Raw genomic sequence first — 13,064 nt, forward strand, 5'->3', positions numbered from 1 at the left:
CAAAGTCGTGAACGCTCCCGGGAACGGGAGGAAAAGCCGTTCCTCGCGGCGGCCTCTGGCCCTGCCGCGCCCCGCGGCGCGAGAATGTCGCAGATGAAGGGTGACGACTACGCTGAGCTGGTATTGAACCTGGTGGAGCGCATTCCCGCGGGCCGGGTCATGACCTATGGGGACGTGGCCGAGTACCTGGAGGCCGGAGGGCCCCGGCAGGTGGGACGGGTGATGGCGACGCGGGGCGGCGGGGTGCCGTGGTGGCGGGTGATCCGGGCGGACGGGCGGATGCTGCCCGGCCACGAGGCGCGGGCGCGTGCCGCCTACGCCGGGGAGGGGACGCCGCTGCGCGGGGAGGACCGCGTCGACCTGCGGCGGGCCAGGTGGGAGGGCCCCCTTCCGGCGGAGGAGCTGTGAGGGGCCCGCGGGGAGGGGCGACGGCATGATCCTCAAGAGGGTGGCCCTGGGGGCCGTGCTCGCCGCCGCGCTGGCGTTCGGCGGTCCGGACGGCGGGGCGCGGCTCGTGGAGGCGGTCAAGCCCGAGGCCGCCGCGGGCGGGGTCCCCCAGACCCCGGCGGTCGCCGTCCGGCCGAAGGCCCTCGACGTGAAGGGCCTCGACCGGAGGATCGGGAGATACCTGGCGGGCCGGGTCAGCGGCGCCGGGATCATGGTGCTGGACCGGACGACCGGCCTGTCCTACGGGTTCCGCCGGAACGAGGAGTTCGTCACCGCCAGCGCGGTCAAGCTCGACATCCTCATGGTGCTGCTGCAGCGGCGCCAGAAGGAGGGCGGGAGGCTCAGCGCGGACGAGAGGTACGACGCCGGGATCATGATCCGGGAGTCGGACAACAAGTCGGCCGACCGCCTCTTCCTGCGGGCCGGGGGAGCGACGGGCGTCAACGCCGTCAACCGCCGTTCGTTCGGCCTGAAGCGCACCACCGCGATCGACGCCCGGTGCCTGGACCTGCTGTGCTGGAGCCTGACCTCCACGACTCCGGCCGACCAGGTGCGACTGCTGCAGCGGCTGTTCACCGGCCCTCTCAGCGAGGCGAACCGCGAGTTCGTCCTCGACCTGATGCGCGAGGTCGTCAAGGAGCAGAAGTGGGGTGTGGGCGCCGCCGCGCTCGAGGGCGACGCCGTCTACAACAAGAACGGCTGGATGACGCACCAGCGCGACGGCGACCGCTGGGCCGTCAACAGCGTCGGCCGGATCGAGGGCCACGGCCACGACCTGCTCGTGGCGGTGATGACCAGCCACAACCCGTCCATGGGTTACGGGATCACCACCGCCGAGCGGCTCGTCGCCGAGGTGGCCGACGCCTTCCGGAAGACGAGCGGCCCCTAGACGGCGGCCGGTTCGCGCGCGGAGGCGGGCTCGTCCTCCTCCCGGATTCCGTAGCGGGCGTACAGGCGCTTGAGCGGGCCGGGCGCCCACCAGTTGGCGCCGCCCAGCAGCCGCATCGTGGCGGGGACGAGCAGCACCCGGATGATCGTCGCGTCCACCGCCACGGCGATGAACATGCCGACGCCGGTGAGCTTCATGAACGTGATGCCGGAGGTGGCGAACGCGCCGACCACGACGACGAACAGCAGCGCGGCGCTCGTGATGATGGAGCCGGTGCGCTGCAGGCCGGCCGCGACCGCCTCGGTGTTGTCCCCGGTCAGGTCGTACTGCTCGCGGACGCGGGAGAGCAGGAACACCTCGTAGTCCATGGAGATGCCGAACAGCATGGCGAGCATGAGGATCGGCATGGCGGGGGCGATGTCGCCGGTGACGGTGAAGTCCAGCAGGCCGGAGAAGTGGCCGTCCTGGAAGATCCAGACGATCGCCCCGAACGTCGCGGCCAGTGACAGCACGTTCATCAGGATGGCCTTCAGCGGCAGGACCACCGAGCCGAACGCCAGGAAGAGCAGGATGAACGTGGCGACGCCGACGAACAGGACGAGCGGCACCAGGTTGTCACCGAGGCTGCCGAGCTGGTCTTCCAGGACGGCCGTGGCCCCGCCGACGTAGGTCTCGCCGGGGGCGGGCACGTCCCGGACCTCGCGCACCAGTTCCCGCGCCTCGGGCGAGTAGGGGTCCCCGTCGTAGGTGAGCCGGATGCGGGTGAGGTCCCCGGCCGTCCCGGCGACCGTCCCGCCGGTCACGCCTTCGACCTTGCGCAGCTCGGCCAGGTACTGCTCGGCCGGGGCGCCCTTGACGGCGATCTCGACGGGGCTGACGGCGCTGCTCTGGAAGTCCGCCGCGAGGGCCTCGGCGACGACGCGGGACTCGGTGCCCTCGGGCAGCACCCGGGTGTCGACCCCGCCCCAGTTGATGCGCAGGAACGGCGCGCCCAGCACCAGCAGCAGCGCCACGACGGAGAGGCTGACCACGACGGGCCTGCGCATGACGGCCTGGGCGATGCGCTTCCAGCGTTCGCCGCCGGCCTGGCCGGCCTGTCCGGTCTTCTTCGCCTTGCGGGAGCGGACCTTCGGCCCGAGGACGGCCAGCAGCGCGGGCAGCACCACCACGGCCGCGATCATCGCCACCAGCACGGTCGCGACGCCGCCCATGCCCATGGACCGCAGGAACAGCTGGTCGAACAGCAGCAGTCCGGCCAGGGAGACCGCGACGGTCACGCCCGAGACCGCGACGGTGCGCCCGGCGGTGGCCATCGTGCGGGCGACGGCCGTCTCGACGTCCCCGTCGGACCGGGCGAGCTCCTCGCGGAACCGCCACACCATGAACAGCCCGTAGTCGATGGCCAGGCCCATGCCGAGGAAGGTGGTGATGCTGATCGAGAACGTCGAGACGTCGGTGAAGTACGTCATGGCGTGCAGGGCGGTGAAGGAGCCGAGGATCGCCACGCCGCCGATGACCAGCGGCAGGGACGCCGCGACCAGCCCGCCGAAGATGATCAGCAGCAGGACGAGCAGGACCGGCATGGAGATGGTCTCGGCGAAGGCGATGTCGGAGGAGACGCGCGAGTTGATGGCGTCCTCGATCACGACCTGCCCGCCGAGCCGCACTTCGAGCCCCTGGACGTCGCGCAGTCCGGGTTCGAGTCCGGCGAAGGTGTCGGCACGGTCCTGCGGGGTCTCCCCCGCCAGGTTGAGGACCGCGTAGGTGGACTTCCCGTCCTCGCTCACGAACTGCGGCGAGCCGGTGGACCAGTAGGTCGCGGAGCTCACGACCGCGTCCTCGGGCAGCGCGGCCAGGGACGCGGTCACCGCGTCCTTGACGGCCGGGTCGTCGACGTCGCGTCCCGAGTACAGGACGACGACGTCGGGTTCGGAGCGGCCGAAGCCGTCCTCGATCAGCTGGGCCGCCTTGTGGCTCTCGCTGCCGGGGGTGTCGAAGCCGCCCGCGGTGGTGACGGCGCCGAACACCCCCGTCCCCCAGACGCCGAAGAACAGGACGGCCGCCAGGGAGAGCCAGAGGATGAGCTTGCGCCGCCGGTGGACGAGCCGCCCCCAGGTCTCGAACATCCTCGACCCCTTCATGACTGTAGGTAACTTTAGTTAAAGCCGTTTACTTAACGTACGGTGTTAACCGTCTCTTGCCGGGAAGGTACGGTCAATGCGAGTTAGGTCACACCAGGAGGAGTCAGTGGGCACGGGACGGCGGGAGCGGCTGCGGGCCGCGACGATCGCGGAGATCACCCAGACCGCCCGGCGGCTCCTGGTCGAACAGGGGGCCGAGGCGGTCACCCTGCGGGCGATCGCCCGGGAGATGGGCATGACGGCGCCCGCCCTCTACCGCTACTTCCCCAGCCACGAGGACCTGATCCGCCACCTGATCGGCGACCTGTACAACGACCTCACCGACAGCCTCGCCGCCCGGCTGCGGTCCCTCGCCTCCGAGGGCATCGAGGCCAGGTTCAGGGCCGCCGGCCGCTGGTTCCGGAGCTGGTCCCTGGACCACCCCCGCGAGTACGGCCTGATGTTCGGCGCCCCCTTCCCCCAGGCCGAGGGGGCCGAGACGCACGACTACGCGGACGAGTGCGGCGCCCGGTTCGGCATGACGTTCATGGACCTGTTCCACGAGCTCTGGGAGCAGAAGCCGTTCCCGATCGTCCCCGACGAGTGCATCGATCCGGGCCTGCGCGCCCAGCTCGCCGAGTACCGGGACCACATGCGCATCCCCCTGCCGCTGGGCTGCCTGCTGGTCTACCTGCAGTGCTGGGTGCTGCTCCAGGGCGCGGTCAGCCTGGAGGTCTTCGGCCACCTGCGGTTCGCCCTCACCGACGCCGAGCCGCTCTTCGCCCTGACCCTCGACGACATCGCCCTGCGGCTGGGCTTCTAGGCGGACTTGCGCCGTGTGGGCTTCCCGGAGGTCTTCTTCTCCTTCCCGGACCCTCCGGACGCCTCGCCGCGGCTCTTCTTGGCCGCCTCGACGCTGGCGCGCAGCGCGGACAGGAGGTCGGCGGCCGCGGGCTGCTCGGCCACCGCGGGCTGCACCACCTCGCGGCCCTCGGCCTTGGCCTCGATGACGTCCAGCAGCGCCTCGCGGTAGACGTCCTTGTAGTCGTCAGGATGGAAGTCGGCCTGCATGCTCTCGATCAGCGAGGTGGCCATGGCCAGTTCCTGCGGCCGGACGTCGATCTTCTCGGAGAGGAAGGGGAAGTCGGCGGCGCGGATCTCGTCCGGCCACAGCATGGTCTCCAGGACGAACACGCCCTCCCTGACCCGCAGGGTGCCCAGCGCCTCCCGGGAGCGCAGCGCGACCTTCACCACCGCGACCTGCCCGGACTTCGCCAGCGCGTCGCGCAGCAGGACGTATGGCTTGGCGCCCATCGAATCGGGCTCCAGGTAGTAGGTCTTGCTGAAGTAGACGGGGTCGACCTGCTCCAGCGGGGTGAACTGCAGCACCTCGATCCGGTGGGAGGTGGTGAGCGGCAGGTCCGCGAGGTCGTCGTCGGTCAGCACGACCATCTCGCCGGTCGGCAGCTCGTAGCCCTTGGCGACGTCGGCGAAGGGCACGTCCTGGCCGCACGCCTGGCAGACGCGCTTGTACCTGATCCGCCCGCCGTCCTCCCGGTGGACCTGGTGGAACGACACGTCGCGCTGCTCGGTGGCCGAGTAGAGCTTCACCGGGATGGTCACGAGTCCGAAGGAGACGGCGCCCTTCCAGATACTGCGCATAACGGGCCCGTACCCCGGACGCAGGGGTTCGATTCGGGCAACGGGGTACGAACATCACCGTGAACATGATCGAACCCATGCTCGCCGTGTCCGGGGGTCTTCCCGGCGATCCGGAGAACTGGGCCCTGGAACTCAAGTGGGACGGGGTCCGCGCGCTGGCCGAGGTGACCCCCGAGGAGGTCCGCGTGTACGCGCGGCGCGGCGTCCTCATCACCTCCACCTACCCCGAACTGAGCGCCCTGGCCGACCTGCTCGCCGGGCACCGGGCCGTCCTGGACGGGGAGGTCGTCGCGTTCGAGGACGGCAGGCCGTCCTTCCACCGGTTGCAGCGCCGTATGCACGCGCCCCGCCCCTCGTCGCGCCTGATCCGCTCCGTACCGGTCCGCTACATGGTGTTCGACCTGCTGGAGCTGGACGGCATGTCGCTGCTGGACCTGCCCTACGTCCAGCGCCGCGCCCTCCTGCAGGACCTGGAACTGGCCGCGGGCCCGATCGAGGTGCCGCCCTACCTCCCGGCCGCCGACAAGGAGCAGGTCGAGGAGCTGCTGGCCTACACCGAGCAGGAGCGGCTGGAGGGCCTGATCGCCAAACGGCTGGACTCGCGCTACCTGCCGGGGAGGCGGGCCTCCACCTGGCAGAAGATCAAGAACTTCCGCACCCAGGAGGTCCTGGTCGTCGGCTGGCGTGCCGGCAAGGGCCGCAGGGAGGACACGCTCGGCTCGCTGCTGCTCGGCGTCCACGACCGGGGGCGGCTGCGGTACGCCGGGCACGTCGGCACCGGCTTCGACGACGCCGAGCTCGACGATCTGGCGGCCCGCCTCAGGCCGCTGGAGCGCCCCGGCTGGCCGGGCGAGGGGGAGCCTCCTCCGGAGGTCGCCAGGGACTCCCACTGGGTCGAGCCCGTCCTGGTCGGCGAGGTCGCCTTCACCGAGTGGACGGCCGACGGCAGGGTCCGCCACCCGTCCTGGCGGGGCCTGCGCTCGGACAAGGACCCCCGCGACGTGGACCTGACGGAAGGAGCCGCATGAGCCGGATCCAGGTCGAGGTCGAGGGCCGGACCCTGACGCTGTCGAACCTCGACAAGCCGATGTACCCCGAGTTCACCAAGGGCGAGGTGATCGACTACTACACGCGGATCGCCCCCGTCCTCCTCCCCCACCTCCGGGACCGCGCCATGACCCGCGTGCGGTTCCCCGAGGGGGTCGGCGCACTGCGCTTCTACGAGAAGAACGCGCCCAAGGGCACCCCCGAGTGGGTGCGCACCGCTCGGATCGAGACGCCCGGGGGGCAGCAGGAGTCGCTGGACTTCGTGGTCGTCGACGACCTGCCGACCCTCGTCTGGTGCGCCAACCTCGCCGCGCTGGAACTGCACGTCCCGCAGTGGCGGGTCAGCACGGGGGAGATCGACCTGATGGTCTTCGACCTCGACCCGGGCGCGCCCGCCACGTTCACCGAGGCGTGCGTGGTCGGGCTGCTGCTGCGGGAGCTGCTGGCCGCCGACGGGCTCACCGTCCACCCCAAGAGCAGCGGGAAGAAGGGCCTGCACCTGTACGCGCCCGTGAGCGACCTCGACACCTCCGCGTACGCCAAGCGGGCCGCCGAACGCCTGGAGGCCGACTACGGGCGGCTGGTCACCAGCCGCATGGAGCGCAGGCTGCGCACCGGCAAGGTCTTCGTCGACTGGTCCCAGAACTCCCCCTCCAAGACGACCGTCGCCCCCTACTCCCTGCGGGCCCTCGACGCTCCGTCCGTCTCCACCCCGCTGACCTGGGAGGAGGTCGAGGAGGGGAGGACCGTGCGGTTCGGCCCCGGCGAGGTGCTGGAACGGGTGCGCGAGCACGGCGATCTCCTGGCCCCCCTTCTCCGCTGAGCGGAACCGCCGCGGCCTTCCGGTCACCTGATGAGCGGGCCGGACGGGACAGATGAGGCGGAGGCGGGTAGGAGGAGAGCGGACCCGCGACATCGGATTCCACGGGAGGCAGTCATGGGCGACCTGAAAAAGTTCGAAGCGGCCCCGTTCGAGGAGGCGCCGCGAGAGGATGTCCTGGAACAGCAGCAGGAGGACCAGGCGCCCGCAGCCGAGGACGATCAGGTCCCCGACGAGGAGGACGCTCCCGTGCCGTTGGAGGCCAATGAGGCCGACGCGGCCGAGCAGCGGCTCGAGGTCGGACTCGACGAGGACGAGTACCGCTGAGGCTCGTTAGGTGACCGGCGAGGTTACTGGCGCGTAGGATGATGGGATTGGGCAGCGGCACAGCAAGGGCCGCTCAAGTCTGTTCCAGTAGCCAAGAGGAGCATGGTCGTGACCGCTACTCCGGACGCCCGGCCCCGGGGCACCCGGCTGCCGCGGATGGCCCGCCGGCGCCAGCTGCTCGGCGCCGCGCAGGAGGTCTTCGTCGCACAGGGCTACCACGCCGCGGCGATGGACGAGATCGCCGAGCGCGCCGGGGTCAGCAAGCCCGTGCTCTACCAGCACTTCCCGGGAAAGCTCGAGCTCTACCTGGCGCTGCTGGACGAGCACACCGAGGGCCTGGTCAACACCGTGCGGGAGGCGCTGGCCTCCACCACGGACAACAAGCTCCGGGTGCAGGCCAGCATGCAGGCCTTCTACGACTTCGTCTCCGGCGACGGCGAGGCCTACCGGCTGGTCTTCGAGTCCGACCTGCGCAACGTCGCCCAGGTGCGGGCCCGGGTCGAGCGCGCCAACCACAAGTGCGCCGAGATGATCGCCAAGGTGATCCAGGAGGACACCAGGGCGACCGTCGACGAGGCCTACCTGCTGGGCATGGGCCTGGTCGGCATGGCCGAGGTCAGCGCCCGCTACTGGCTCTCCCAGCAGAAGTCCATCCCCAAGGGGACCGCGGAGAACGTCATCGCCAGGCTCGCCTGGCGCGGCATCTCCGGCTTCCCCCGCACCGGCGCCTGACCCCGGGCCGCTAGCGGCCGAGCTTCGCGCGAAACTCCGGGGCCATCAGGTCCAGGAGCATCCGGTAGGGGACGAGTTCCTCGATCTCCCGGCAGGCCGGGCCGCTCTCCGCCAGGTGGAGGGTGGCCCGCATGCCCTTGCGCGCGAACGCGGGCTCCAGGACGTTCTCCAGATTGGCGCCGGTCAGCCGCAGCGGCTCCTCCTCGTAGCAGCCCTCGTGCTCCCGGCTCACCTTCATGATCCGCCGGTTCAGCTCGGGCAGCGCGGCCTCGGGGAAGACCCGTGACGGCGTGATCTCCTCCCCGGTCGTGAGGTCGACGGTGACGGCGAAGCGCCTGGTGAAGTCAAGCGCCCCCGCGCCGTCCGTGGAACCGGCCTGCTTGACCGAGAAGACGTAGCGCACCGACACCAGGCCCGCGGACTGGATTCCGAGCGAGGACCTGACCCGGATCCTGCCCCCGTTCGGGGCGAGGCCCGGCCGGCTCTCCCGCAGCATCGTGTCCACCCGGGCGCGCAGCGAGGCGTTGGCCTTCCGGCCCAGCGGCCCGGGCAGCCCCGTCACGGTGGCGACCTTGACCTGCTCGGTGGGGGTGTCCTCCTGCGCGAACAGCACTTCGACCAGGACCGGGGTGGAACGCGCCGCCTCGGGAGTGGTGGCGGGACGATCCCGGCCCCGCTCCTCGGCCGCCGAGTAGACGGCGGTGCCGCCCGCGACGATCGCGGCCAGGCCGACCGCCCCGCACAGCAGGGCGCCCCTGCTCCGGAGGCCCCGGCCGAACAGACCGGGACGCGGGACGTGGGCGACGATCGGGTGCGCGCCCGTCCCCGCCATGGCCGCGACCAGAGCCGTCAGGGACGCCCTGCCGCGCTTCTCCCACCTCCGGCCGTAGGCGCGGCGGGCCGCCTTCTCCAGGTCGGCCACGAACGTCAGGGCGTCCAGGGGCCGCTGCGCGGGGAACTTGGCCAGGCCCCGGAGGACGAGCGGGCGCAGCGCCTCGGGCACCCGGTCGATCGGCGGGGACGCGCTCTGGTGCAGCTGCTGGAGTCCCGCGTCGCCGTCGGCCTGGTAGGGCGGGGCGCCGGTCAGGCACTCGAAGAACAGGCAGGTCACGGTGTAGAGGTCCGTGGCAGGGGTGGCGGGCGCGCCCGTCCACCGCTCCGGGGCCAGGTAGGCGGGGGTTCCCTCCCTGCCGCCGTCCTCGTGGACGGCTCCGCCGAAACCGATCAGCCCGATGGTCCCGTCCGGCCGGACCATCACGTTCCGGGGGCCGCAGTCGCGGTGCACGACTCCCGCGGCGTGCGCGGCGGCCAGCCCCAGCAGCGAGCCCTTGAGCGCCGCCAGCGCCGCCCTGGGCTCCAGCGCCACCCGGGCCGTGAGCAGTTCCGCGAGGCCGTACCCCTGCACGGCGTCCGAGATCAGCGCGCCGCCCTCGCCTCCGGGCTCCGCGACGTAGCCGTGGATCCGGGCCACGTGGGGATCCCTCACCCTCTGGAGGGCGGCGGCCTCGCCCGGGAGGGAGTCCGCCGCCCGGTTCACGTACCTGATGATCCGCAGTGCGCCGCCGCCCCGCTCCGACGCCAGCACCACCCGTCCTCGGGCGTCGCCGCCCAGCTCGCGGAGCTCGTCGTAACCGGGAACCTGCCAGTCCATGCGCGCCCTCAGCTCACAAGATGTCGGGAAGATCGGATGAGGACCCATTGTCCTGAAAATCCAGGCAACCTGTGACCCAGATGGCGCGTGTATCCGGTGACCCGAAGAAAGGGGACGGCGTGCCATCGGAATCGCCGGACTTCGCGGACTTCTATCAAGCCGTCCATCCGGGGCTCGTGGCGGAGTTCTACGCCTACACCGGGGATCTGGGCGAGGCGCAGGAGATCGTTCAGGAGGCCTTCATCCGGGCCTGGACCCACTGGCGGAAGATCTCCCGGTACGACCAACCGCGCGCCTGGGTGGCGCGGGTCGGCTACCGCCTGGCGGTGAGCCGCTGGCGCAAGGCCCGCACCGCGCTGTTCTCGCTGCTGCGGCACGGCCCTCCCCCGAACGTCGCCGAACCCTCCGCCGCCTCGGTCGCCCTGGCCGCGGCGCTGCGGGCCCTGCCCGACTCCCAGCGCCGCGCCGTGATCATGCACCACCTCTCGGGCTACTCCATCGCCGAGATCGCCGCCGCCGAAGGCGTGGCCGACGGGACCGTGAAGGCCCGGCTGTCACGGGGCCGCCGGCGCCTGTCCACCCTGCTGACCGATCCGGAGGACACCCGTGCCTGACCTCGACCACCTCTTCCAGGACATGCGCGCCGACGTCGTCTCCGGAGTCTCCGGACCGGCCGCCGGGAAGGTCGCCCGCATCGGGAGGACCCGCCGCGCCCGCCGCCGCGCCCTCGGCGCGGGAGCCGTCGCCGCCGTGCTGGCGGGGGCGCTCTTCCTCCAGCCCCCGCACGACGGCCGCGACGGGCCGGCCGTCCGGCCGGCGCCCACCGTCAGCGCCCTGCCGAGGCTGACGTCCGAGGACCTGACGTACTGGCCCGAAGCCGAGCGCGACGACGCGCAGCGCTGGACGATCACCGAGGACCTGCCGCATCTCGGTTTCGTCCTGCCCGGCTGCTCGGACAGGGACATCGAGCCCCTGGGCTGGACCAGGCAGCTGGGCCTGGAGTTCTCCGATGAGCGGGGAGAGCGTGTCGCCTCCCCTGGCAGGAACGAGGTCGTCGTGGTCTTCTCCGACGCCCTCCGGGCCGAGTCCTGGCTGAACGCGCTCCGCTCGGACATCGGGGCCTGCCGCCGGGCGCCCTCCCCGGTGGACGTCGGGGACGAGGGCTACCGGGTCGAGGCCGAGAAGTCACCCGGGCCGGGCAAGCCGTTCCACATCACCAACGCGGTGTTCTTCCGCCGGGGACCGGTCGTCGGGATCTACACGCTGGAGGAGTCCCGGGAGTCGGGACGGACGGGCGAGATCCTCGAGGACCTCGAGAAGGACGCGCGGCGGCTCTCCGACCGCCTCTGCGAGCGGGGATTCGGATGTTAGGGCGTGATCCACGGAGGAATCCCATGGATCCGAGCTTCTTTCACGAAGACGGATTCGCTGTAAGGGCTCGGGCTTTTCTGCTATAGCGAGGACCGGTCAACAAGCGGTAGAGTGTGTTGCAGAGTGTGACCGCGCACTTTGTGTGGCGCGTAGTACCGCCCGCTCAGGCGCCCACCCCGCGCCGTCGCGGTCCGCCCCAGAACAAGAACGACGGCTGGTCCCTCCCGCGCGAGCGCGCGGCCGTAACGAACACGGGCCTTGCTGCGCCGCGCTTATCACGGCGCCTCTCGGAAAGACCTCGCCGCCGCCAGAACTACGGAGGCTGAACGTCCTGACTACCTTCACCGCACTCGGGGTCATCCCCGAAATAGCCGACGCCCTCGCCACCGAGGGCATCACCTCGCCCTTCCCGATCCAGTCCCTGGCGCTGCCCATCGCGCTCGGCGGACAGGACATCATCGGCCAGGCCCGCACGGGCACCGGCAAGACCCTCGCCTTCGGCATCCCGCTGCTGCAGCGGATCACCCACGGCGGCAAGGTCCCCCAGGGCCTGGTCGTCGTCCCGACCCGCGAGCTGGCGATCCAGGTCCACGACGACCTGGTGCTGGCCGGCGGCAAGCTCGGCACCCGCGTCCTGTCGGTCTACGGCGGGCGCGCCTACGAGCCCCAGATCGAGGCCCTGCGCGAGGGCGTCGACGTCGTCGTCGGCACCCCCGGCCGCATGCTCGACCTGGTCAAGCAGCGCCACCTCGACCTCTCGCAGGTCTCGGTCCTGGTGCTGGACGAGGGCGACCGCATGCTCGACCTGGGCTTCCTGCCCGACATCGAGCGGATCATCTCGAAGGTGCCCGAGCAGCGGCAGACCATGCTCTTCTCGGCCACCATGCCGGGCGAGATCGTGGGCCTCTCCCGGCGCTACCTGACCCGGCCGACCAACGTCCGGGCCGAGTCGCACGCCGAGTCCGAGGCCCAGCCCAAGGTGGTCCAGCACGTCTGGCAGGCCCACCAGATGGACAAGCCCGAGCTCGTCGCGCGCATCCTGCAGGCCGAGGGCCGTGGTCTGACCATGGTCTTCTGCCAGACCAAGCGCACCTGCGACCGGCTGGCCACCGACCTGGCGGAACGCGGCTTCGCCGTCGCCGCCGTGCACGGCGACCTCGGCCAGGGCCAGCGCGAGCGGGCGCTGCGCGCCTTCCGCCACGGCAAGATCGACGTGCTGATCGCCACCGACGTCGCGGCCCGCGGGCTGGACATCGACGACGTCACGCACGTGATCAACTACGAGTGCCCCGAGGACGACAAGGCCCACGTGCACCGGATCGGCCGCACCGGCCGGGCCGGCCACGAGGGCATCGCGGTCACCCTGGTCGACTGGTCGGACCTGCAGCGCTGGAAGCTGATCAACAAGGCGCTGGACCTCGGCTTCGCCGACCCGGAGGAGACCTACTCCACCTCCGACCACCTGTTCGAGGCGCTGAACATCCCCAAGACGGTCAAGGGCACGCTGCCCAAGGACCAGCGCGGCCGCGAGGGGCTGGCGGCCGAGGCACTGGAGGACATCGGCGAGACCGGCCGCCAGCGGACGCCCAAGGCCACCCGCCCCTCCGCCGAGGAGGAGGAGCGCCCGGCCCGCAAGCGCCGCCAGCGCACCCGGACCCGCACCCGCAGGGGCCTCCCCGTCGAGGGCGCCGAGACCGCCCCCGCCGACGGCGCGCAGACCTCCGCGCCCGAGGCCCCCCAGGCCCGGGACGCCGAGGAGCCCGCCAAGGGCGCTCCCCGCAGGCGCACCCGGACCCGTACCCGCCGCCGCCCCGCCGAGGGCTCCGGCGGCGCCGGCCAGGAGGGGCAGACCGCCGAGACGGCCTGACACCCGCGAGACGACGGATCCGCTTGGTCCCATCAGATCAGGCGGATCTTCCGTTGCGACCGCGCGTTCCCCGCGCGGTCCGCGGCGGGCCGGGACCCCGGCTTCGACCGGCTTCATAGAAGTTTCAAGGT

At 71.6% G+C, this 13,064-nt stretch carries 13 protein-coding genes; 10 read left to right on the top strand and 3 right to left on the bottom strand.

What is annotated here, in order from left to right:
- Positions 1-93: 93 nt before the first annotated feature.
- Together ABD327_RS07915 and ABD327_RS07920 are read left to right on the top strand one after the other, a co-directional pair.
- Entirely contained in the window at positions 94-408 is a 315-nt protein-coding gene (locus tag ABD327_RS07915; protein ID WP_425547081.1) for an MGMT family protein, read from the top strand.
- A 25-nt stretch (positions 409-433) separates the two neighbouring features.
- Positions 434-1,336 carry a serine hydrolase gene (locus ABD327_RS07920; protein WP_344449555.1) on the top strand — a complete coding sequence of 301 codons (903 nt, stop codon included), beginning with the start codon at positions 434-436 and terminating at the stop codon, positions 1,334-1,336.
- Here the strand turns inward: ABD327_RS07920 and ABD327_RS07925 are convergent.
- Complete coding sequence (locus tag ABD327_RS07925; protein WP_344449556.1) at positions 1,333-3,462, bottom strand: MMPL family transporter; 2,130 nt, start codon at positions 3,460-3,462, stop codon at positions 1,333-1,335. The two genes, ABD327_RS07920 and ABD327_RS07925, sit on opposite strands and share 4 nt — an antisense overlap.
- Positions 3,463-3,583: 121 nt before the next feature.
- On the opposite strand from ABD327_RS07925, the gene ABD327_RS07930 reads away from it, so the two are divergent.
- Positions 3,584-4,279, top strand: a complete 696-nt coding sequence (locus ABD327_RS07930) for a TetR/AcrR family transcriptional regulator (RefSeq protein ID WP_344449557.1) — start codon at positions 3,584-3,586, stop codon at positions 4,277-4,279.
- Here the strand turns inward: ABD327_RS07930 and ku are convergent.
- Positions 4,276-5,118, bottom strand: coding sequence for a non-homologous end joining protein Ku (gene ku, locus ABD327_RS07935; RefSeq protein ID WP_344449558.1), 843 nt, complete (start codon positions 5,116-5,118; stop codon positions 4,276-4,278). The two genes, ABD327_RS07930 and ku, sit on opposite strands and share 4 nt — an antisense overlap.
- 65 nt (positions 5,119-5,183) lie before the next feature.
- Here ku and ligD (ABD327_RS07940) point away from each other — a divergent pair, with 65 nt between their 5' ends.
- The 4 genes from ligD (ABD327_RS07940) to ABD327_RS07955 all read left to right on the top strand — a co-directional run bounded on the left by ligD (ABD327_RS07940) (position 5,184) and on the right by ABD327_RS07955 (position 8,044).
- Positions 5,184-6,146: a non-homologous end-joining DNA ligase gene (gene ligD / locus ABD327_RS07940; RefSeq protein ID WP_344450106.1), complete on the top strand. Its 963-nt coding sequence runs from the start codon at positions 5,184-5,186 to the stop codon at positions 6,144-6,146.
- Positions 6,143-6,988, top strand: a complete 846-nt coding sequence (ligD, locus tag ABD327_RS07945) for a non-homologous end-joining DNA ligase (protein ID WP_344449559.1) — start codon at positions 6,143-6,145, stop codon at positions 6,986-6,988. The genes ligD (ABD327_RS07940) and ligD (ABD327_RS07945) overlap by 4 nt, the downstream gene beginning before the upstream one ends.
- A 114-nt stretch (positions 6,989-7,102) precedes the next feature.
- Positions 7,103-7,312: a hypothetical protein gene (locus ABD327_RS07950; protein WP_344449560.1), complete on the top strand. Its 210-nt coding sequence runs from the start codon at positions 7,103-7,105 to the stop codon at positions 7,310-7,312.
- Between the two features lie 108 nt (positions 7,313-7,420).
- A complete protein-coding gene (locus ABD327_RS07955; protein WP_344449561.1) occupies positions 7,421-8,044 on the top strand; it encodes a TetR/AcrR family transcriptional regulator in 624 nt (207 codons plus the stop codon).
- 10 nt (positions 8,045-8,054) lie between these two features.
- On the opposite strand, the gene ABD327_RS07960 is transcribed toward ABD327_RS07955, so the two are convergent.
- Entirely contained in the window at positions 8,055-9,695 is a 1,641-nt protein-coding gene (locus ABD327_RS07960) for a serine/threonine-protein kinase (protein ID WP_344449562.1), read from the bottom strand.
- 119 nt (positions 9,696-9,814) lie between these two features.
- On the opposite strand from ABD327_RS07960, the gene ABD327_RS07965 reads away from it, so the two are divergent.
- The 3 genes from ABD327_RS07965 to ABD327_RS07975 all read left to right on the top strand — a co-directional run bounded on the left by ABD327_RS07965 (position 9,815) and on the right by ABD327_RS07975 (position 12,933).
- A complete protein-coding gene (locus ABD327_RS07965) occupies positions 9,815-10,309 on the top strand; it encodes a sigma-70 family RNA polymerase sigma factor (protein WP_344449563.1) in 495 nt (164 codons plus the stop codon).
- Positions 10,302-11,066, top strand: a complete 765-nt coding sequence (locus ABD327_RS07970) for a hypothetical protein (RefSeq protein ID WP_344449564.1) — start codon at positions 10,302-10,304, stop codon at positions 11,064-11,066. Before ABD327_RS07965 ends, ABD327_RS07970 begins: the two co-directional genes overlap by 8 nt.
- A 394-nt stretch (positions 11,067-11,460) precedes the next feature.
- A complete protein-coding gene (locus ABD327_RS07975) occupies positions 11,461-12,933 on the top strand; it encodes a DEAD/DEAH box helicase (protein ID WP_425547085.1) in 1,473 nt (490 codons plus the stop codon).
- The last annotated feature ends 131 nt before the right edge of the window (positions 12,934-13,064 follow it).

The sequence above is a fragment of the Actinocorallia aurantiaca genome, assembly GCF_039533685.1.
Lineage (GTDB): Bacteria > Actinomycetota > Actinomycetes > Streptosporangiales > Streptosporangiaceae > Actinocorallia > Actinocorallia aurantiaca.

Excerpts from the sequence above, each read along its gene's own strand:
- ABD327_RS07915 (WP_425547081.1), top strand. The coding sequence starts at position 94 with ATGAAGGGTGACGACTACGCTGAGCTGGTATTGAACCTGGTGGAGCGC.
- ABD327_RS07960 (WP_344449562.1), bottom strand. The coding sequence starts at position 9,695 with ATGGACTGGCAGGTTCCCGGTTACGACGAGCTCCGCGAGCTGGGCGGC.
- ABD327_RS07925 (WP_344449556.1), bottom strand. The coding sequence starts at position 3,462 with ATGTTCGAGACCTGGGGGCGGCTCGTCCACCGGCGGCGCAAGCTCATC.
- ABD327_RS07920 (WP_344449555.1), top strand. The coding sequence starts at position 434 with ATGATCCTCAAGAGGGTGGCCCTGGGGGCCGTGCTCGCCGCCGCGCTG.
- ligD (WP_344449559.1), top strand. The coding sequence starts at position 6,143 with ATGAGCCGGATCCAGGTCGAGGTCGAGGGCCGGACCCTGACGCTGTCG.
- ku (WP_344449558.1), bottom strand. The coding sequence starts at position 5,118 with ATGCGCAGTATCTGGAAGGGCGCCGTCTCCTTCGGACTCGTGACCATC.
- ABD327_RS07950 (WP_344449560.1), top strand. The coding sequence starts at position 7,103 with ATGGGCGACCTGAAAAAGTTCGAAGCGGCCCCGTTCGAGGAGGCGCCG.
- ligD (WP_344450106.1), top strand. The coding sequence starts at position 5,184 with ATGATCGAACCCATGCTCGCCGTGTCCGGGGGTCTTCCCGGCGATCCG.